The organism is Nocardiopsis gilva YIM 90087 (assembly GCF_002263495.1).
Taxonomy (GTDB): domain Bacteria; phylum Actinomycetota; class Actinomycetes; order Streptosporangiales; family Streptosporangiaceae; genus Nocardiopsis_C; species Nocardiopsis_C gilva.
Genome location: NZ_CP022753.1, coordinates 5,547,183 through 5,567,026, shown reverse-complemented (window position 1 = coordinate 5,567,026; position 19,844 = coordinate 5,547,183). Strand labels below are relative to the sequence as shown.

General features: G+C 71.4%; 15 protein-coding genes. 10 read left to right on the top strand and 5 right to left on the bottom strand.

Annotated features, from left to right (window positions below; all coding sequences use genetic code 11):
• Positions 1-224: 224 nt before the first annotated feature.
• The 3 genes from CDO52_RS24270 to cofD form a co-directional block, all read right to left on the bottom strand.
• On the bottom strand, positions 225-1,292 hold the full coding sequence (locus CDO52_RS24270) for a chitinase (protein ID WP_017618771.1): 1,068 nt from the start codon (positions 1,290-1,292) through the stop codon (positions 225-227).
• A 319-nt stretch (positions 1,293-1,611) separates the two neighbouring features.
• Complete coding sequence (locus CDO52_RS24265; protein ID WP_094932879.1) at positions 1,612-2,880, bottom strand: coenzyme F420-0:L-glutamate ligase; 1,269 nt, start codon at positions 2,878-2,880, stop codon at positions 1,612-1,614.
• Between the two features lie 8 nt (positions 2,881-2,888).
• Positions 2,889-3,899: a 2-phospho-L-lactate transferase gene (gene cofD / locus CDO52_RS24260; protein WP_051060745.1), complete on the bottom strand. Its 1,011-nt coding sequence runs from the start codon at positions 3,897-3,899 to the stop codon at positions 2,889-2,891.
• A gap of 351 nt (positions 3,900-4,250) precedes the next feature.
• Here cofD and CDO52_RS24255 point away from each other — a divergent pair, with 351 nt between their 5' ends.
• The 4 genes from CDO52_RS24255 to CDO52_RS24240 all read left to right on the top strand — a co-directional run bounded on the left by CDO52_RS24255 (position 4,251) and on the right by CDO52_RS24240 (position 11,261).
• Complete coding sequence (locus tag CDO52_RS24255) at positions 4,251-5,705, top strand: mediator complex subunit 15 domain-containing protein (protein ID WP_094932732.1); 1,455 nt, start codon at positions 4,251-4,253, stop codon at positions 5,703-5,705.
• 224 nt (positions 5,706-5,929) lie between these two features.
• Positions 5,930-6,217, top strand: coding sequence for a WhiB family transcriptional regulator (locus CDO52_RS24250; RefSeq protein WP_017618767.1), 288 nt, complete (start codon positions 5,930-5,932; stop codon positions 6,215-6,217).
• 338 nt (positions 6,218-6,555) lie between these two features.
• Positions 6,556-9,825, top strand: a complete 3,270-nt coding sequence (locus CDO52_RS24245) for a glycosyltransferase family 2 protein (protein WP_094932731.1) — start codon at positions 6,556-6,558, stop codon at positions 9,823-9,825.
• Positions 9,822-11,261, top strand: coding sequence for a DUF5719 family protein (locus CDO52_RS24240; RefSeq protein ID WP_017618765.1), 1,440 nt, complete (start codon positions 9,822-9,824; stop codon positions 11,259-11,261). The genes CDO52_RS24245 and CDO52_RS24240 overlap by 4 nt, the downstream gene beginning before the upstream one ends.
• Positions 11,262-11,374: 113 nt before the next feature.
• Here CDO52_RS24240 and CDO52_RS24235 read toward each other — a convergent pair whose 3' ends face one another.
• Positions 11,375-11,800: a metallopeptidase family protein gene (locus CDO52_RS24235; protein ID WP_026125811.1), complete on the bottom strand. Its 426-nt coding sequence runs from the start codon at positions 11,798-11,800 to the stop codon at positions 11,375-11,377.
• 225 nt (positions 11,801-12,025) lie between these two features.
• Here CDO52_RS24235 and CDO52_RS24230 point away from each other — a divergent pair, with 225 nt between their 5' ends.
• From CDO52_RS24230 to CDO52_RS24215, 4 genes are all read left to right on the top strand, one after another.
• Positions 12,026-12,433 carry a DUF3499 domain-containing protein gene (locus CDO52_RS24230; RefSeq protein WP_017618763.1) on the top strand — a complete coding sequence of 136 codons (408 nt, stop codon included), beginning with the start codon at positions 12,026-12,028 and terminating at the stop codon, positions 12,431-12,433.
• A gap of 112 nt (positions 12,434-12,545) precedes the next feature.
• On the top strand, positions 12,546-13,910 hold the full coding sequence (locus CDO52_RS24225) for a phosphomannomutase/phosphoglucomutase (protein WP_094932730.1): 1,365 nt from the start codon (positions 12,546-12,548) through the stop codon (positions 13,908-13,910).
• A 58-nt stretch (positions 13,911-13,968) separates the two neighbouring features.
• The gene (locus tag CDO52_RS24220; protein ID WP_083919870.1) at positions 13,969-14,145 is read left to right on the top strand and encodes a Trm112 family protein; all 177 of its coding nucleotides are present in this window, start codon (positions 13,969-13,971) and stop codon (positions 14,143-14,145) included.
• A 279-nt stretch (positions 14,146-14,424) separates the two neighbouring features.
• The gene (locus tag CDO52_RS24215) at positions 14,425-15,747 is read left to right on the top strand and encodes a serine/threonine-protein kinase (protein WP_017618760.1); all 1,323 of its coding nucleotides are present in this window, start codon (positions 14,425-14,427) and stop codon (positions 15,745-15,747) included.
• Between the two features lie 29 nt (positions 15,748-15,776).
• Here the strand turns inward: CDO52_RS24215 and CDO52_RS24210 are convergent, their stop codons facing one another.
• Complete coding sequence (locus CDO52_RS24210) at positions 15,777-16,949, bottom strand: hypothetical protein (protein ID WP_026125810.1); 1,173 nt, start codon at positions 16,947-16,949, stop codon at positions 15,777-15,779.
• 492 nt (positions 16,950-17,441) lie between these two features.
• Between CDO52_RS24210 and CDO52_RS24205 the strand changes: the two genes are divergently transcribed.
• The gene (locus CDO52_RS24205; protein WP_232524315.1) at positions 17,442-19,541 is read left to right on the top strand and encodes an acyltransferase family protein; all 2,100 of its coding nucleotides are present in this window, start codon (positions 17,442-17,444) and stop codon (positions 19,539-19,541) included.
• Positions 19,542-19,628: 87 nt separating this feature from the next.
• Entirely contained in the window at positions 19,629-19,820 is a 192-nt protein-coding gene (locus CDO52_RS24200; protein WP_152471623.1) for a hypothetical protein, read from the top strand.
• The last annotated feature ends 24 nt before the right edge of the window (positions 19,821-19,844 follow it).

Sequence of the window (19,844 nt, the reverse complement as noted above, 5' to 3'; positions counted from 1 at the left end):
TCCACCACTTGGCCTCTTGACATCCTCTCCCGTCTAAAAGGCAGGAGAATCCAGCCGACGGAACGGGTCCGTCGCCGGTAGTTGACGCTTCATTGCCCGGGTAACCCCGAGGGCTCCACGTCCTGACAGGGCCTGTCCGACCCCGTGACCCTTGGCTATCGGGCCAACACGAAATATAGCTCACTACCCAGTGGCGCGTGGGGCGATTCACCCAACTGCCGAAGTCAGTGGCACCCTCGCGAAGGAGGGGGAGACGGTGCCGGGGCCTCTCCGTCGAGGCGCGGGCGGATGGTCTCGGCGAACCGGTAGCCGTTGGTGGCGTCCCAGTTGATCGACCAGGTCATCACGCCGCCGAGCTTCCCGTAGGCCTCGGATGGGGTGAACGCCCCGCAGTTGGTGCGCGCCTCCAGGCAGTCCAGCGCCCGGATGATGTTGGCGGGCGGCTGGTAGCCGCCGCCCGCGGCGCTGGGGACGGCGGGCAGCCCGAGGCCCACCTGGTCGGGGCGCAGCCCCATCTCCAGCTGGATGCAGGCCAGGGCGGTCAGGAAGTCCACCGTGCCCTGCGCGTAGACCCCCTGGTCACACCCCATCATCGAGCCGGAGTTGTAGTACTGCATGTTGACCAGCGTGATGATGTCGCCCGCGTTCTCCGCGAGCTGGTAATAGGCGTAGCTGGGCGCCTGGAAGTCGATCGTCTGCGGCGCCATGGTGATCATCAGGTCACTGCCCGCCTGGCTCCGCAGGGAGCGCAGCGCCTGCTCCATGTACTGGGCGTTCATCCCGTGTTCGAGGTCGATGTCGACGCCGTCGAACCCGTACTCGCGCATCAGGTCGTAGGTGGTGTCCGCGAAGTTGGCGGCCTCGGTCGGGTTGGTGACGCTCACGTGGCCCTTCTCGCCGCCGACCGAGATGACGACCTTGCGCCCCTCGCTCTGGGCCGCGGCGATGTCGGCCTTGAACTCCTGTTCCGTGTAGCCGCCGAGCTCGGCGCTGGCGAGGTTGAAGGTGATACCGCCCGGGGTGCCCGGCAGGTTGTCGGCGAAGGCGATCGCGATGAGGTTGTAGTCGGAGGGGACCTCACCGACCCGCAGCGTCGTCGAGCCGTTGTCGAAGTTGTGCCAGTACCCGGTGAGCCACCCGCCAGGGGCGGAGGCGCCCGTCGCCGCGGCGGGCTCCGCTTCGGCAGCGGGAGCGGCGGCGGCCGGGGTCGAGGCGGTGAACAGACCGGCCACGAGAAGCGCGGCGGCGGAGATCGAGCGCAGCAGGGGTGCGCGTCTGGATGGAGCGTGCATGGGGGATGTGCTCCTCAGCATCCGAATGATCCGTAGAGCGGGACGGCAGGACACAGCCGGTGGCCGCGCGAGGCCGGAGCCGCCGGGGCGGCGGAGCGCTGTGTCGTGATCCGGCCGGATCTTGGATTGGGAGCAACGTAAGCCGCGGACAGCGGCGGCGTCAATGGAATCGTAAAGAAAGTTTGCAGTAAAATCTTGAACTATCGATCCGTCACCCGTCCGGCCCGAAAACTGCCGAATACGCGGCCCTCGATCGCTGGGTTCCTCCCAGGTCCTCGAACTTGACCCCTAACCGCAGCCCTCCACCCGCCTGGGTGGATCAGCGCACCTCGATGAAGGCGTCCGGGTCGCGCGGGGGACGGTCCTTGGGCGGTGCGGCGGCGTGGCCGACGGCCACCGCGCCCATCGGCTGCCACTCCTCCGGCAGCTCCAGCAGCCGGCGGACCACGTCCGGGCAGAACATCGTCGAGGAGATCCAGGCCGACCCCAGACCCTCCATCGCCAGGCCGACGAGCAGGTTCTGGACGCCCGCGCCCATCGCCACCAGGAACATGGAGCGCTCGGCGTCCGCTCTGCGCTCGTCCGGGTAGGGGTGGGCGCCATCGGCCGCGAGGCAGGGGACCACCAGGTAGGGCGCGTTGCGCAGAACGTCGCCGCGGCGCAGCCGCTTGGTGATGGACTCCTCGGTGAATCCGTCGCCGCGCAGGTCCGCGACCCACGCGTCCCGCATCTCGTCCAGCAGCCGGGCCTTGGTCACGGCCGACTCCACCAGCACGAACCGCCACGGGGTGGTGTGGTGCGGGGCCGGTGCGGTGATCGCCGAGGCCACCGCGCGGCGCACCGCCGCCGGGTCGACCGGCTCGGCGGTGAACTCGCGGATCGTCCGGCGGGCCGGCACCACATCGCGCGAGCCGTACCGGAACAGGTCCTCGTCGGCGGGGCGGATCAGTGCGGCGGCACCGGCGCCGTCCTCGTCGGTCACCCGGTGCTCCAGGCCGCGCACCACCGCCACCGGCACCCCGCCGAACTTGCCCTTGACCAGCTCGGCGGCGGAGGCGATCTCGTCGGCGGCCGCGTTGACCGTCGCGTCCAGCACGTTGCCGTGGGTGTCGGCGGATCCGCGCAGGTCGTCGAGGGGCTCGATACCGGCCGCGCCGATCGCGACGTCGGTCTGCCCGCTGCGCCACGGGCGACCGAAGGTGTCGGTGATGACGACCGCGACCCGCACGCCGAGCCGGTCCCGCAGCGCGGAGCGCAGCTTGCGGGCCGACGCGTCGGCATCCTCGGGCAGCAGCAGTACATGGCCAGGTTCGACGTTGGAGGCGTCCACCCCGGCCGCGGCCATGACCAGGCCGCTCCGCGTTTCCACGATGCGGGTCGGGCCCTTGCGCGCCACTACCCGGACCGTCTCGGCGTCGATCGCCTCCTCGCGGTCCATCCGGTACACGCGTCCCTCGGCCTTGCTGACGATCTTGGACGTCACGGCCAGGATGTCGCCGTCGCGCAGGTCGGCGGTGCCCGCGATGAGTTCGGCCAGGTCGTCGCCGGGGCGGACCTCCGGGAGTCCGGTGATCCCGTGGACGCGCATCTCCGCCGTCACGAGCGGGCCTCCTTCTTCCCGGCGCCGGCGACTCCGCCGGCCTGACGTTCCTTGAGCTCGACGGCGAGGTCCAGCGCGGCCTGGGCCAGTGCCTGGGTGGCCTCCGGGTCGCTCATGTACAGCGGGCGGGAGCGGACCTCGACGCCCTCCACGCGTGCCCCGTCGTCGGCCTCGTCGACCAGCCACCCGTCCAGCAGCTCCGGACCGTAGTGCGAGGCCACCGCCTGGGCGCTGGTCTCCACCCCGATCGCGGTCAGGCAGGCGTCGGCGTGGCCCCGCACGGGCGCCCCCCCGACGATGGGGGAGACCCCGACGACCGTCTTCTTCTCCACGGCCTCACGGATCCCCGGGACGTTGAGGATGGTGCCGATGCTGACCACGGGGTTCGACGGCGGCAGCAGCACGACGTCGGCCTCCTCGATGGCCTCCAGCACGTCCGGCCCGGGCGTGGCGTCGGCGGCTCCGGCCCCGATGATCTGCTCGGCGGGCAGCGCGGCCCGGTGCCGCACCCACCACTCCTGGAAGTGGATGGCGCGGCGGCCGTGCTCGTCCTCGACGAGCACGTGGGTCTCGACGCGGTCGTCGGTCATGGGCAGCAGCCGCACGCCCGGCTTCCACCGGTCGCACAGGGCCGCGGTGATCGCGGACAGGGGGTATCCGGCCGCCATCATCTGCGCGCGCACGATGTGCGTGGCGAAGTCCCGGTCACCTAGGCCGAACCAGGTCGGCTGCATGCCGTAGGCGGCCAGTTCCTCCTTGACGACGAAGGTCTCGTCGGCGCGTCCCCAGCCCTGGGACTCGTTGGCGCCGCCGCCGAGCGTGTACATCACGGTGTCCAGATCCGGACAGACCCGTAGCCCAAAGAGGGTGATGTCGTCACCCGTATTTCCAATGACCGTTATGGTCGAATCGTTCTCTGTGGTGTCCGCCCCGATCCCGAGCGCCGCCTTGAGTCCGCGCAGGAACCGCGCGCCTCCGATACCGCCAGCCAGCACGACTATCCGCATGACTCCAAGTCTGGCAGGCTGTGGTCGTGTGTGTGCCGTGTGGCCCGCGTGTCCGCGGGGGCAGGTGGCGCAGTTGCGCGATGACCGCCGGCGCGGCGGCGGGGCAGGTGGCGGGGCCCACCAGAGAGCGGACGTGCGCGGGTGTACCGTGCGGATTCGGCTCGATCGCCGGTCCGTTCGCTCCGACCGGAATCCGCGTGATCTCCCCCACGTCCGAGTACCGGGTACTGCGCGAGGGACGCTCCAGGGCGGACACCCCACTTTCGCGTGTCCCGGCTGGATCCCTTGACGAACCGACGATAAGCAAAGCTTCCCCCGACGCGACCGGGAAGCGGCAGAGGGGAACCTCTCTTGAACAACGAAGCAATCAATCGCCTGCGGGTGCCCGCGGCCTGGGCGCTGCTCGGAGCCGTCGTGGCGCAGGTGATCGCCGGACTCATCCACGTCTTCGCGTCCTCCGACTATGAGAACGCGGTGTCCAGCAGGTTCGTCGCGTCCGGAGACGTCTATTTCTTCGGCCCGGTCATCATCGCCCTGCTGCTGGGGGCGGTGCTGCTGGTGGCCACCGCGCCGCGCCGGACCTCGGTGAACTTCCCGATCGTGCTGACCGCTCTCATCCTCACCGGCTTCGCGGCGCTCATGGCGCTCGTCACGCTGGTGATGGGCTTCGTCCTGGCGAGCGACACGTCGGCGATGTCGGTCGGGTTCAGCAACCTCTTCGCCGTCGGCGGGCAGCTCGCCATCGTGGCCATCGCCGGGCTGTTCATGGTCAAGGTCTTCAACGACCAGAACCTGGTGCCGCGCTCCGCCCCGCAGCAGGTCGGCCCGCAGCAGACCTTCGGGCCGCACGCCGGGGTGCAGCAGGGCTTCGCCCCGCAGACCGGCAGCCAGGCGTCCTTCGCGCAGCAGGGGTATGGCATCGATGCCCAGCAGGCCTACCAGCAGCAGGACTGGGCGGCGCAGCAGGAGCAGCAGGGCTACGGCTACGCGGCACCGAACCAGAACGCCTACGCCGACGCCGGTCAGGCCGCCTATGGTGACCAGGGGCAGCAGGCCTACGCCGCCGACCCGGCCCAGCAGGCCCAGCAGGGCTACGTCGATCCCAGCGGATACGGGCAGAGCTGGCAGCAGAACCCGAGCGGCGGGCAGGACGCGTCCTACTACCAGCAGGGCGGAGCGCAGGACGGCTACGCGCAGCAGTCCTACCAGGCCGGGTACACGCAGACCGGCGGCCAGCAGGCCTACGGCCAGGAGTGGCAGTCCGCTGAGCAGCAGGCCCAGGCCTACGGAACCGGCGGGCAGCAGGCGTACGGCCAGCAGGTGCAGACCGGCTACGACGCCTACGGCACCCAGCAGCCCCAGGCCTATGGCACCGGCGCGCAGCAGGCGTACGGAACGGGCGGCCAGCAGGCGTATGCGAGTGGGGGCCAGCCGGTGCAGGCCTACGACACGGGTGCCCAGCAGGGCTATGCCGCCGACCCGAACCAGCAGGCCTACGCCACCGGCGGTCAGCAGGCCGCCTACGGTTCGGCCTACGACCCGGGACAGTACGCGGCGCAGCCGCAGGCCGACGTCGGTCAGGTCGCGCAGCCGGGTGACCAGTACGGCTGGTACCAGCAGGCGGAGCAGCAGCAACAGCAGGACGCCGGTGCGGCGGCCCCCGCCCCCGCCGACCAGGGATACGGCGCCCAGTACGGCTCTGGTTCCGCCTACGGCCAGCCCTACGGTTCCGACCAGCTGGGACAGAGCGGTGCCGAGTCCCCCGACGGGCAGCAGAACTGGTACCGGGACGACGACCGGCGCTGACTCCACGCCCCCCGGGAGATACCCGGGAAACACGGACTAATTGCGTGGTAATCCGCTGAACCGACGTCAGAGTGCGGCCGTTGGCCGTTCGTTACATGATATTCAGGGATTACCACGCAACGCGCTTGACGTATAGCGAGGCGCGCGCGTGTAATTTCAAGGTGTGATTCCACCCTCCGGGGTCGAATGGGGGGGTACATCTAGGGGGGCAATAGGAGGTGCGCATGAGCGAGGTCATCCCGCTGGCGCACGGCGCAGATGATGATCTGGGCTGGCAGGAACGCGCCTTGTGTGCGCAGACCGATCCCGAGGCGTTCTTCCCCGAGAAGGGCGGCTCGACACGGGAGGCGAAGAAGGTCTGCCACTCTTGCGAGGTGCGGGCGGAGTGCCTGGAATACGCGCTGGAGCACGATGAACGCTTCGGCATCTGGGGGGGACTCTCCGAACGCGAACGGCGCCGGTTGAAGAAAGCCGCCGGTCAGGATTTCGATTTCCTGGCTGACCTACTGTAACCGGCCGACCGCCGTCAAGCGTGTGCCCCGGGCCTTTTGCCCGGGGCACACGCTTTTTTCGCGTTCTCATTGCCGGGTTTCCCCCGCTCACACTCGGTCAGCCGGAACTCTGGTTCTGGAGGGGCCGATGTGGTCAGTGGGGCCATCGTGACCAGCGGCGCGGCGCGCCCGGCTCCCTCTCGTCGGTCGCGCCGGAGCGCCAGCCATGTCCGCTCCGTTCGGTGCGCAGGTGGCGTATGGTGATCTGCCGATAGGGTCCGACCATAACGGGTCGATTTGTCCCTTCGTCCCTCACGTTGCTAACCCCCGACCTCGACACCCGAGAGCGAACCCCAGCCGTGCCACCCCTGGATCCCGCTCGCCACATCGTCACCGCGGTCATCGTCACTCACGACGGCGACCGCTGGTTGCCGGAGACGCTGGAGTCCGTCCGCGAGCAGTCCCGACCGGTGCAGCGCGTCGTCGGCGTCGACACCGGCAGCCGCGACGACAGCGGCCGGATCCTCGCCGAGTTCATCGCCGCCGACGCGATCACCACCCTGCCCCGAGACACGGGTTTCGGGGACGCCGTGCGCGCTGGCCTGCGGCTGCCTCGCGCCCGCGCCGAGTTCCCGGGCGCGGCGCCGGACGCCACCGAGTGGATCTGGGTGATCCACGACGACTGCACGCCCGACCCCGACGCGCTGCAGCACCTGCTGCTCGCCGCCAACGACAACCCGCGCGCGGTCGTCCTCGGCCCCAAGCTCCGCGACTGGTTCGACCGGAGGCTTCTCGTCGAGGTCGGCGTGACCATCGACGGCGCCGGCCGCCGCGAGACCGGGCTGGAACCCCGTGAGTTCGACCACGGGCAGCACGACGGCATCCGCCAGGTCCTCGCCGTGTCCAGCGCGGGAATGCTGGTGCGCCGCGACGTCTGGGAGGAGCTCGACGGGTTCGACCGGAGCCTGCCGCTGTTCCGCGACGACATCGACTTCTGCTGGCGCGTCGGCGGCGCCGGGCACCGCGTCCTCATCGTCACCGACGCCGTCGCCTACCACGCCGAGGGAGCGGCGCGCCGCCGCCGCACGATCAACGCCAGCGGTGGCCACCCGCGCCGTATCGACCGCCGCAACGCCCTGTTCGTGCTGCTGGCGAACCTGCCCTTCGGCGGGATGGTCGGCGCGCTGCTGCGCAACACCATCGGCTCGCTGCTGCGCGTGCTGATGTACGTCATCGCCAAGCAACCCGCCAACGCCTTCGACGAGGCCGCGGCGATCGCCGCCGTCTACCTGATGCCCGGCCGCCTCATCCGCGCCCGCTTCCGGCGGCGGCGCAACCGCCGCCGCACCTACAGCGCGATCGCCCCGTTCCTCGCCCGCGGGGTGGCGATGCGGCGGCTCACCGAGATGGCCGTCAACATCATGACCGGCTCCCCGGCGCTGGACACCGCCGGACGGCACCAGGCGGTCGTCGCCCCGCCGCCGTCGCGCATCGAGGACGACGACGATCCGCTGCGCGACGACCAGAGCGTGCTGCGGCGCCTCATCACCCACCCGGGCGTCCTGCTCATCACGGCCCTCACCGCGGTCACCGTCGTTGCCGAGCGCTCCCTGCTCTTCGGCGACCACCTCGCCGGAGGCGCGCTCGCCCCGGTGGCGGGCGGGGCCAGTGACCTGTGGGCGCTCTACCTCGCGAGCATGCACGACGTGGGCGTCGGCTCCGGCGCACCCGCCCCGCCCTACGTCGGGCTGCTCGCCCTCGTCTCCACCCTGACCCTGGGGAACCCTCACACGGCCGTCACCATCGTCCTGCTGGGCTGCGTCCCGCTCGCGGGGTTCACCGCCTACCAGCTGGCCCGGCGGGTGCTGCGCTTCCGCCCCGCGCAGCTGTGGATGGCTGGGTCCTACGCCCTGCTGCCCATGGCCACCGGCGCCGTCGCGCAGGGGCGTCTGGGCACCGCGCTGGTCCACGCCCTCCTTCCGGTGCTCGGCATCCTGCTCATCCAGGTGCTCACCCTGCCCGGGCGCCGCTCCCGGCGCGCCGCGTGGGGGCTGGGCCTGTTCCTCGCCGCGGCCACCGCGTTCGTCCCGCTGGTCTGGCTCCTCTCGCTGGTCACGGGCGCCGTTGTCCTCGCGGCGTTCGGACACCTCGGGCGGCGCCTCTACGTCAGTGTCGGGATCGCGCTGGCCACCCCGATGGTGCTGCTCCTGCCCTGGTCCCTGGAGCTGCTCACCACACCGTCGATGTGGCTGCTGGAGGCCGGGCTGCACCGGCCCGAACTCTCCGCGCCGCCCGCGACCCCCGAAGCGCTGCTCATGCTCTCGCCCGGCGGCCCCGGCAACCCGCCCATCTGGGTCACCGGCGGGTTCATCGCGGCCGCGCTGTGCGCCCTGCTGCTGCTCCGCAGCCGGATGCTGGTCGCGGTCGGCTGGAGCATGGCCCTGGTCGGCATCCTCGTCGCGATCCTCATGAGCCGGATCGTCGTGGCCGCCCCCTACGGCGGCCCGGCCGCCCCCGCCTGGCCCGGTGTCGCGCTGGCCTTCGCCGCGACCGCGATGCTGCTGTCGGCCGCGACCGCGGCGCAGTCCTTCGACGCGATGTGGAAGGCGGGCGGGCGCAGCCGCCTCTTCGCGCTCTCCGTCGCCGCGCTCGCGCTGACCACGCCGCTGTCCGCGGCCGGCGTGTGGATGGTCGACGGCGTCAAGGGGCTCGACTCCGACGTCCCGCCGATGATCCCCGCCGTGGTGAGCGCGCTGAGCGACGACGGCACGCAGCCGCGCACGCTCATCGTCGCCCCGACCGGAGACGGCCCGATCCGCTACAGCGTGCTGCGCGGCCGGGAACCCCGGATCGGCGAGGAGCAGATCCCCGCCGACAGCGGCCCCGGCGCCGTCCTGGACCGGACCGTGGCCGAACTGTCCGCCGGCCGGGGCGGCGACGAGGCCGACACCCTGGCCGGTCTCGGCATCGGGTACGTGGCGGTGCCGCGACCGGAGGTCGGCAGCCAGGACGACGTGACCGTGGTCGACACGATGGACGGCACCCCGGGGCTCGCCCGGCTGCAGCTGACCGACGACTTCGGCCTCTGGCGGGTGGAGCGGCCCGCCGGGCGGCTGCGGGTCGTCGGTGAGGGCGACCCGGTCGTGCTGAAGACCGGGGACGACGAACCGGTGTCGGCCGATGTCCCGGCGGGGGAGGGCGACCGCACGCTGGTGCTGGCCGAACCCGCGGACGGCCGGTGGAGCGCCACCCTCGACGGCACCGATCTCACCCCCGTGGAGTGGGACAACGGCATGCAGGCCTTCGACCTGCCCGCATCGGGCGGCACGGTGGAGATCACCCGCGACGACACTGTGCGCCTGAGCTGGCTGCTGGCCCAGGGCGCGCTGCTGGCCGTGGTCGTGGTTCTGGCGCTGCCCGGCGCGCGTACCGAGGAGGACATCCGCGCGCAGGCCGCCCAGCCCACGCCGCGCCCGCGCCGCCCGGCCCGACTCCGCTCCAGGTCCCGCGCCGCGAGCGGCGGACACGGAAGTGGACACGGTAGCGGCCGCGGGAGCACGAGCGGCGGGCGGCGGGGTCGCCGCGGGCGCGGCGTTCGCACGAGGGAGCAGAAGGGGGAGGCCCGGTGAGGCTGATCGTCGAGAACCGGTTCGCCCTGTTGGGCCTGGTCGCGATCGCGCTGGCCGCGCTGTTCGGCGTGGCGTTCGCGACCCGCTCCATGGGCGCGGATACCAGTGGCGCCGACCCCGAGCCCGAAGTGGTGCCCGTGGAATCGGCGCTGCGCGTGTGTCCGACACCGCAGGGCAAGGACCGCGAGAGCGAGGTGTCGGCGTTCACGCCGATAGGCGAGGCGACCGGCGGCTCCCTGACGGCGGGGCCCGACATCGAGGGAGCTCCGCCCCTGGGCGAGACGGGGGATGCCGGGCGGCCCTGGACCCAGGACGTGAGCGACGCCGAGCGGCCCACGGTCGTGCGGGCCGACGGAGCGCTCGCGGCCGGGGCGGAGGTCGTCCAGACGACGATCGGCGAGGACGACCCCTACGCCACCCAGGTGCGCTGCGCCGAACCAGGGGTCAGCACGTGGTTCGCCGCGCCCGGCGAGAACGACCTGAAGTCCCTGCGGGTCCACGTGGCCAACGTCGACGACGCCGCGGCCACGGTCAACGTCGACGTCTACGCCCCGGAGGGCCCGATCGTGGGGGAGGAGACCCGCGGGGTCTCGGTCGACGCCCACGGCGAGGCCACGATCGACCTGACCGACCTCATCGAGGCCACCGACACGGCCGTCGTGCACGTCCGGACCAACGTCGGACGCGTCGCGGCGGCGCTGTTCGCCGAGAACACGGCGTCCGGGTCGGACTGGGTCCCACCGACGAGGGCCCCGGCCCAACGCCTGGTGATCCCGGGCGTCCCCGAGGGCGGCGGCGAGCGCCGACTCATCCTCGCCGCACCGGGGGAGGAGCCGGTCACCGCGGACGTGCGCGCTTTCACCCCGAAAGGCGAGCTGGACCACGAGGGCTTCACCGAGCTGAGCATCCCGCCCGGGGCGTCGACGCCGCTGAGCATGGGGGACGCGCTGGGCAAGCAGGAAGCCACGATCGTCGTCGAGGCCGACGCCCCCGTGGTCGCGGGCCTCGCGATGGAGCGCTCAGGCGGTGACGACACCGCCTACGCCGCGGCCGCCCTCCCGCTGGAGGGCAGGATCCACGGCCGCGCCGTCCTTCCCGCCGCCCTCAAAGGCACCACGACCCGCCTTCTCCTGGGCGCCCCGGAGAAGCCCGGCACGGTCGTGGTCACCCCGGTCACCGCCGACGGAGAGCGCGGCGAGCGGCAGAAGGTCGACGTCGAGGCCGGACACACCGTGACCGCCGACCTGGACACCCCCAAGGGCGCCCACGCGCTGGTGGTCGAGGTCTCCGAAGACTCCGGCCCCGTCCATGCGGGACGCGTCCTCACCCAGGGCTCCGGCAAGAAGCGGGCCACCACGGCCCTCCCGGTGCTTCCGTCCCCGGCCGAAGTCCTGCTCCCGCCGGTCCAGGACACGCTGACGAGCGTCGTCCCATAAAGCCGCCCCTACCCGGCGAGTCCTTCGTTGATCTCGGGAAAGTGCGCCAAAAAGCCGCAGGAATTTGGCGCACTTTCCCGAGATCAACGAAGGCATGGGGTGCGGAGGAGCGGTCACGCCTCTGGGTCGACGATCTCCGGCTCCAGGCCCAGGAGGTTGGCGACTTCCTCGACGACGGTGTCGTAGACCAGGAGTGCCATCTCCTCCGGCTCCTTGGTGCGGATCTCCACCGGCCTGCGGTAGATGATGATCCGCGCCTGGCCCGACTGGGTGGACTCCAGACGGGAGAAGGGGATGCCGTCCTCCGCGGTCACCCCGGCGGGGACCTGCGGCACATCCTCGACCAGGAATTCCACGTTGGCCAGTTCGCGGGCCCAGACGCGCTCCAGGCGTTCGACGGCGTCGAGCACGAGGTCGTCGAAGATCTGAGCCCTGCTGCGGGCAATAGGGAGCTCAGGCGGCGCCAGGGGTCCGCGTATGCCGCGTCCGCGGCGGTCTCGGCGCCGTACGCGGTCGGCTTGAGGCCTGTACAGGTGCACTCGTCGCACGCTTTGAGACTATGCCATCCGCGGCCGTCGCGCAGCCCCGCCCCGAAGCGCGGGGACGGGGCCCACGGCGCGCGCGAGGCCCGCACACACGCGGGTCGGGAACCGTCGTGGGAACGGGCATCAGGGACAAGCACATGGTCAGGGGTGCCGGTGCTCGGAACGGACACGGCGGGCAATGCTGGCGCGTTGCAGGAGAAAGGCCTAGAGTCTATCCCCGTGAGCGTTGTTCGACGCTGCTCGCGTACCGCGTGCAGGCAGCCAGCAGTCTTCACGCTCACTTATGTCTACGCCGACTCCACGGCGGTCCTCGGTCCGCTCGCCGCCTACGTCGAGCCCCACTGCTATGACCTGTGCGCCATGCACGCCGAGCGCCTGACCGCGCCGCGCGGCTGGGAGGTCGTGCGGCTTCCCGCCGACAACACCGCGGGCGGCCCCGGCAGCGACGACCTCGAGGCCCTGGCCAACGCCGTCCGCGAGGCGGCGCGTCCGCCGGCCGCACACGACCCCGTCGGCCAGGGCGTGGAGACCCACCGCCGCGGCCATCTGCGGGTGGTCAAGTCCGAGCCACAGCACCCCCAACACCCGTCTGACCAGCACACGGGCCGTCCTCAACGCGACGCCTGAACGCCACCGGCCGTTCGCTGGAGCTCACCCCCCGTCTTGTACGTTGGGAGGCGTGCGCGATCGCACCCTGTGCGCGTGCCGTCCTGTCCGTCGAGTGAGATCCGGAGCAGCTGTGGGCGACCTCGGTCAGATCTTCAAGGCATACGACGTCCGGGGCGTGGTCCCGGACACGCTCGACGCCGACATCTCGCGCGCCATCGGCGCGGCGTTCGCGCGCGTCGTCGGAGGCGACGCCGTGGTGGTCGCGTACGACATGCGCCCCTCCTCTCCCGAGCTCGCGACCGCCTTCGCCGAAGGCGTCACCGGCCAGGGCCTCGACGTCGTCTTCGCCGGGCTGGGCTCGACCGACCTGCTCTACTTCGCCTCCGGGCACCTCGGTCTCCCGGGCGCGATGTTCACCGCCAGCCACAACCCGGCCCAGTACAACGGCATCAAGATGTGCAAGGCCGAGGCGGCGCCGATCAGCTCGGAGACCGGGCTGGACGAGATCCGCACGCTCGCCGAGAAGGGCGTGCCCCCGCACGACGGCCCGACGGGCTCCATCACCGAGCGGGACATGCTCGCCGCGTACGCCGCGCACCTGCGCTCGCTCGTGGACCTCACCGACGTCCGACCGCTGAAGGTCGTCGTCGACGCCGGGAACGGCATGGGCGGCCACACCGTTCCGGCCGTGCTCGGCGACACGGTGCTGGACCCGCTCCCCCTGGAGATCGTGCCGCTGTTCTTCGAGCTCGACGGCACCTTCCCGAACCACCCGGCCAACCCCCTCGACCCGGACAACATCGTCGACCTGCAGGACAAGGTGCGCGCCACCGGCGCCGACATCGGTGTGGCCTTCGACGGCGACGCCGACCGCTGCTTCGTCGTCGACGAGCGCGGCGAGCCGGTGCCGCCGTCGGCCATCACCGCCATGGTCGCGGTCCGCGAGCTGGCCAAGGAGCCCGGCGCGACCATCATCCACAACCTGATCACCTCGCACGCCGTTCCGGAGATCGTCCGCGAGAACGGCGGCGAGCCGGTGCGCACCCGCGTCGGCCACTCCTTCATCAAGGAGACGATGGCCCAGACCGGGGCGATCTTCGGCGGCGAGCACTCGGCGCACTACTACTTCCGGGACTTCTGGCGGGCCGACACCGGCATGCTGGCCGCGATGCACGTCCTGCGGTTCCTCGGCTCCAGCACCGGTAAACTGTCGGAGATCACCGCCGAGTACTCGCGCTACGCGGCTTCGGGTGAGATCAACTCCGAGGTCGCCGACGCGAGCGGGCGCATGGCCGCCGTCGAGGCCGCCTACACCGGCCGCGCCGATGCCCGGATCGACGACCTCGATGGGCTGACCGTGGCGCTCGCCGATGGGAGCTGGTTCAACCTGCGTGCCTCCAACACCGAGCCGCTGCTGCGGCTCAACGTGGAGGCGCCCGACACCGAGACCATGGCCAAGCTTCGCGACGACGTCCTGGCCATCATCCGGGCCTGACTCCGCCGCCCGCGTGCCCCTCGCGGGCCGCCCACGACCACGAGACGAGAAGATGAGCATGAGCGCGAAGATCGACGACTGGCTGCTGGAGATCCTGGCCTGCCCCAAGAGCAAGGCCCCGCTGCGCCTCGACGCCGAGGCGGGCGAACTGATCTGCGACGAGAGCGGCCTGGCCTACCCGATCCGCGACGGTATTCCGGTGCTGCTCGTCGACGAGGCCCGCGAGATCCGCTGACTCCGCCGGCCGAGCGGGTCCGTGCCGCGATGCTCCGCCGCGTCCACATCCGGCCAGTTCTGGTCCAGGTGGGGCGGGCTGTGCGTCGCGGCATTGTCGCTCCGGGTGAAATCGCCGGGAGTCAGGCGGCTATGTCGACGGATATGGAACGCTCGGCGGGTTTGATCGCTCTAACCGATTACGCCACTGTGGAGCCACATGTGGCGTATGGCGTCCCCCGACAACCCATACCCTGGTCGTGCGCCTGCGCCAAGACACGACCTCTGTAGGAGGAGATCGATGCCCGGTCCCGAGTCGCTCATGCCGAGCGATCCCAGCGCCTTCGGCGACTACAGCGTGGTCGGACGCCTGGGGAAGGGCGGCCAGGGCGTCGTCTATCTCGGTCGTGATGACGAGGGCGAGGAGTTCGCGATCAAGGTCCTCAACGACCAGTGGTCGCAGGACGAGGACCTCCGCAGGCGCTTCGAGAAGGAGGTCCGGGCCGCGCAGAAGGTGGCGTCCTTCTGCACGTCCGCGATCCATGACGCCCGGCTCGACGCGGATCCCCCCTACGTCGTCAGCGAGTACGTTCCCGGGCCGTCGCTGCAGGAGTCGGTGGCGGCCAAGGGCCCGCACAAGGGGGCGCAGCTGCAGCGCCTCGCCGTGTCGACGGCGACCGCGCTGGTCGCCATCCACCAGGCGGGGATCGTGCACCGGGACTTCAAGCCCGGCAACGTGCTGCTGGGGCCGGACGGCCCGCGGGTGATCGACTTCGGTATCGCCCGCGTCGTCGACGGCACCGCCACCATGACCAACTCGATCGTCGGGACGCCGTCCTACATGGCGCCGGAACAGATCGAGGGCAAGAACATCACCGACCGGGTGGACATCTTCGCCTGGGGATGCGTCATGGCGTTCGCCTCCACCGGCAACGCCCCCTTCGGGCAGGACAGCGTTCCCGCGGTCGTGCACCGCGTGGTCAGTGCCCCGCCCAACCTCGACGGGCTGCCCGCGTCACTGCTCCCCATCGTGCAGCAGTGCCTGGACAAGGACCCCAACCGCCGCCCCAGCGCGCAGGCGCTGCTGATGCGGCTGCTCGGGCACGACGAGTCCGCCGCGGACTCCTCCACCGACGAGGTCGTCAAGGAGGGCGAGCGCATCGCCGAGGCCGGTGCGCCGCCGAGCGGGCCGCAGGCGCCGTACGGCCAGGTGGGGCCGAGCGGCCCGCAGACGCCGTTCCCGTCCCACGGCCAGCAGGGCGGTGCCATGGGCGCCCGCCCGATGACCGGTCCTCAGCAGGGCGGCTTCGCACCGGTACAGAACCAGAGGGGCCCGCAGGGGCCGCAGGCTCCACACACCGGTCATCCCGGGATGACCGGTGGGCATCCGGGCATGGGCGGCCAGTACCCGCCGCAGGGCTCCGGACCGAACACGATGTACGGCGCCGCGCATGGGATGCCGCCCCACACGCAGGCGCCGCGCCCCGCTATGCCGCCGCAGAAGCAGCCCGCGCGCCAGGCCGCGCAGGAGGACCCGATCTTCGCTCAGGGGTGGATGGTCCCCGCCGTACTGATCGCGATCATCATCCTCGTCCTGCTTCTGGTCTTGCTCTCGGCCATGTAGCCACGAGCGGCGGTGGGGGCGTAGGGCCCTCAGCACACCGCCTGCGTCAGCCGGTCGATCGCCCGGGAGGCCACGTCGTCCACGAACGACTCCACGGCGGGCCAGCGCTCGTCCGCGCAGTCGGTGGGGATGAGCGTGACGCAGTCGGTGCAGGCGAGGTCGAGGACGTCGACCGGGCCCTCGGGGCAGGCCAGCACGCCATCGGCGGTCACCGCGAGCACACCGTTGGCCGGGGTGCCCACCTGCTGCACGACGACGAGCAGCCGCAGCACCGCGTCCGCCACCGCGATCTCCACGGACGACCACCAGCAGTCCGGTCCCCGCTCGAAGAGCGCGCGGGTGGCGGCGTCGTCGCACCGCTTGGCCAGGGCCCCTTCGCTGACGTCCCCCGCGTTGTGCGTGGCGCGGGTGGTGGGATCGAGCTCCCGAAGCACCAGGGCCAGTGAGTCGCCGCGCCTGCGCAGGTGCTCCTGGATCCTGCGGTGCAGCGCACCGGCGAGCGGTGCGGGGCCGTGGGACGGCGGCGTGGCCGCGGGTGTCCGGCAGATCTCGGCGCGCAGCGCCGCCGTCATCAGGTCGGCGAAGATCGGGATCAGCGCGATTAGCCGTTCGTGGGGGTCCGGGCGGGAGCGGGCCGCCGCCAGCTGTCCCGCGAGGCGGCGGTCCATCGGCAGGGGCGGCTGGTTCGAGCGCAGCAGGGACAACGACGCGAGCACCCAGGGCAGCGGGTGCTGCGGCGGTGGTGTGGGGCGGTCCGGCCACAGTTCGCCCTCGCAGGTGAGGAAGAGGTGTGCGGCGCGGATGAGCGGGTGGGTCTCCACCGTCGCGGCCTCGGCCAGAACCTTGCCCGCGTCCTCGGGCAGATCGGGAGGCATCCCGAAATCGGGCGCCCTGCGGGTCAGATCGGCGAGGTACGCGGGGGTGAGGCACTCTCCGGAGCGGCATTCGGCGGCCATCTCCAACAGGATGTCCTCATCGGCCCGGAGCCGGTCCGGCCCGGCGTCCTCCCGACCGGCGAGAACCCGCAGTTCCCGCAGATGGCGCCGAAGGCCCCTGCGTAGAATCTCGTACGCACGTTCGCCGGGCGTGTGTCTGTAGTGATCAGCGCAGACATCACGGAGCCGGTCGAGATCGGCCAGGCGTCGGCGCACGGGGCCCGGGAAGCGGTCCAAGGCGAAGGGTCGCCCATGATGCGGGTTCACGTTTGTGACAGTAGCCCGCGAAGCGGCGCCGAAAACCTGACTCGGCGGTATCGGTTGAAGACGTTCGGAGTTTTGACGATTCGGAACAGGGCAGGACCCGACAGCTGCACCGGTGGCCCCGCGCGTCCCGTGCCCACCTGCCGGGGATCGTGGCGAGCGGCCCGACGGTTTCGTTGAGAGGCGTGAGCGTCCGTCACGCGTGGCAGCGAGGGACGCTGGGCAAGGGGCAGGACGGAGCCGCAGGTCGCTGCAAGGCCGTGACGCGCGGGTGCGGCCGACGCCGGTCCGTGGCGTCGGCCAAACGCGGGCCATCCGCGGTTCAGCCGCGGTATCCCCGCCTGTAACGCCGACTGTGCAGACTGTCCCGGCATAACCCCCCGAGGGCCACCGCCGGATCGCGGGCACGCGCTTGGCCCGTCCGCCCCGCGCGGCGGTGGTGACGCGCGTTGACGAGATCGGGGGTGCCCGTCCCCTCCGAGGTGGTCGTCCTTCGTGCAGTTCGCGTCGTTCACGCAGCCCAAACCCGCCGCGCCCGGCACCGACCGCCCCGCCGCCGGGGCAGGGGCGGCTCCCCGCTCCGCCGCCGCTGGCGGCTACCGGCCCGAGATCCAGGGGCTGCGTGCGGTCGCCGTCCTGCTCGTGGCCGCTTACCACATCTGGTTCGGCCGCGTCTCCGGCGGAGTCGACGTCTTCCTGCTGCTCACCGGATTCCTGATCACCGGCTCCCTGGTCCGCATGGTGGAGCGGCAGGGGCGGGTGGACGTCGCGGCGTTCTGGTCCCGGCTGGTCAAGCGGCTCTTCCCGGCGGCGTCCGTGGTCCTGGTGGGCGTGCTCGCCGCCGCCTACCTGTTCCTGCCCGACGACCGCTGGCGGGACACGATCCACCAGGTCGTCGCTGCGGCCCTGTACTACGAGAACTGGTGGCTGGCCACCGAGTCCGTCGACTACCTGGCGCAGAACAGCGCGGCCAGCCCGGTGCAGCACTTCTGGTCGCTGTCCATCCAGGGGCAGTTCTACCTGCTGTGGCCGGTCGTGGTGGGGGTGGCGGCCGTCATCGCCGCGCGGTGCGGGTGGGCCGTGCGCCGAGCCGTGTTCGTCGTGGTGGCGGCGGTGTTCGCCGGGTCGTTCGGCTACTCCGTGCTGTCCACGGCGGCGAACCAGCAGTGGGCCTACTTCGACACCGGCGCGCGGCTGTGGGAGCTGGCACTGGGCGGTCTGCTCGCGCTGGGCGTGTCCTCCATCCGCCTGGAGCGCAGGGTGCGGATCGTGTGCGGCTGGGTGGGACTGGCCGCGCTCGTGTCCTGCGGGATGCTGATCCCGGCCACGGCCTTTCCGGGGTACGTGGCGCTGTGGCCGACCGCCGCGGCGGTGCTGATCATCGTGGCGGGGGACACGGGCGGCCGGTTCGCCGCCGACCGCCTGCTGACCTGGAAGCCGCTGCACACGATCGGCGACATCTCCTACCCGCTGTACCTGTGGCACTGGCCGGTGCTGATCTGCTACCTCGCCGTCACCGAGCGGACCGCACCCAGCCTGCTCGGCGGGGCCTACATCCTGGGCCTGTCCCTGGTGCTGGCCGCCGGCACCAAGTGGCTGGTGGAAGACCGCGTCGAACAGGTCTCCCGCGGCCGTCCGAAGCGCCTGGTCGTCCCGGCCGTCGGCCTGGCCTGCCTACTGCCCGTCCTGACCGCGGCCGGAGGCTGGTCGGCCCACCTCGACGCCGAGCAGCGCCGCCTGGAAGCCTTCGTCGCCGACGGGGCCAACTACCCGGGCGCCGCCGCGCTCGCCGACGGCGGCGCCGGCACGGCACCGCGCGACCTCCCGGTGTACCCGCCACCGGCCCAGGCCGCCGTCGACGTGCCCGTCACCTACGAGGACGGCTGCAACCAGGAGACCGGCCCCGCCAAGGTCCTCACCTGCTCCTACGGCCCCGACGACGCCGACCGCACCATCGCCCTGGTCGGCGGCTCCCACGCCGCCCACTGGTTCCCCGCGCTGCACCGGATCGCGCGGGACAACGGCTGGCGCGTCGTCAACATCGTCAAGGGCGCCTGCCTGTTCACCGACGCCCCGCAGCGCTACAAGGGCGAGCCCTACACCTCCTGCGCGGAGTGGAACGAGGGCGTGATGGCCGAACTGGCCGACCTGCGCCCTGACGCCGTCTTCACCACGGCGACGACGACCAGCCTCGACACCAGGGCGGGCTACGGCGAGGAGATGGTGGTCGACGGCTACGTGGAGAAGTGGCGGGAGCTGGCCGAGCTCGACATCGACGTCTTCGCCGTCCGCGACACCCCCCGCCTCGGCTTCGACTCCGCCACCTGCGTCGCCGAGAAGTCCCCGGGCGACTGCGTGGGCGAACGCTCCCACTCCCTGGCGGAGCGCTCTCCGCTGGACGACGTCCCCGCCGTCCCCGACAACGTCACCTTCCTCGACCTCACCGACCACCTCTGCACGGGGAACCGCTGCCCCTCGGTCATCGGCAACGTCCTCGTCTACTGGGACGGCAACCACATCACGAGCACCTACATGCGGACGCTGGCGCCCGCTCTCGAAGCGGATCTGAAAGCCGCCGCGGGAGCGGAGCGATAGGGGCCGTAGTCGCCCCGGGGGTGTACGTTCGTTCCTTTGCCGGTAGTCGACTGTGACGGAGGTAGACAAATGCCGGAGGGGCGCCGTATGGAGATCTCGCTCTATCTGTCTCTGGCTATGTTCACGGTGATGGGGGCCGTGATGTTCATCCAGACCGGGATGGACCCCGAGATCGTTATGTTCCTCGCTATCCCCGGCGGTTATCTCGTGTCGGAGATCATTCACGTCCGGCGCACGATGCGGGCGAGCCTGGCGCCGAACGAGGCCGAGAATTCCTGACAGGACCTGTCAGGTGACCGGTGC

Bases quoted from the DNA above. Each gene is read 5' to 3' on its own strand.
- CDO52_RS24215 (WP_017618760.1), top strand. From the start codon at position 14,425: ATGCCCGGTCCCGAGTCGCTCATGCCGAGCGATCCCAGCGCCTTCGGC.
- CDO52_RS24200 (WP_152471623.1), top strand. From the start codon at position 19,629: ATGGAGATCTCGCTCTATCTGTCTCTGGCTATGTTCACGGTGATGGGG.
- cofD (WP_051060745.1), bottom strand. From the start codon at position 3,899: ATGCGGATAGTCGTGCTGGCTGGCGGTATCGGAGGCGCGCGGTTCCTG.
- CDO52_RS24250 (WP_017618767.1), top strand. From the start codon at position 5,930: ATGAGCGAGGTCATCCCGCTGGCGCACGGCGCAGATGATGATCTGGGC.
- CDO52_RS24270 (WP_017618771.1), bottom strand. From the start codon at position 1,292: ATGCACGCTCCATCCAGACGCGCACCCCTGCTGCGCTCGATCTCCGCC.
- CDO52_RS24265 (WP_094932879.1), bottom strand. From the start codon at position 2,880: ATGCGCGTCCACGGGATCACCGGACTCCCGGAGGTCCGCCCCGGCGAC.
- CDO52_RS24220 (WP_083919870.1), top strand. From the start codon at position 13,969: ATGAGCGCGAAGATCGACGACTGGCTGCTGGAGATCCTGGCCTGCCCC.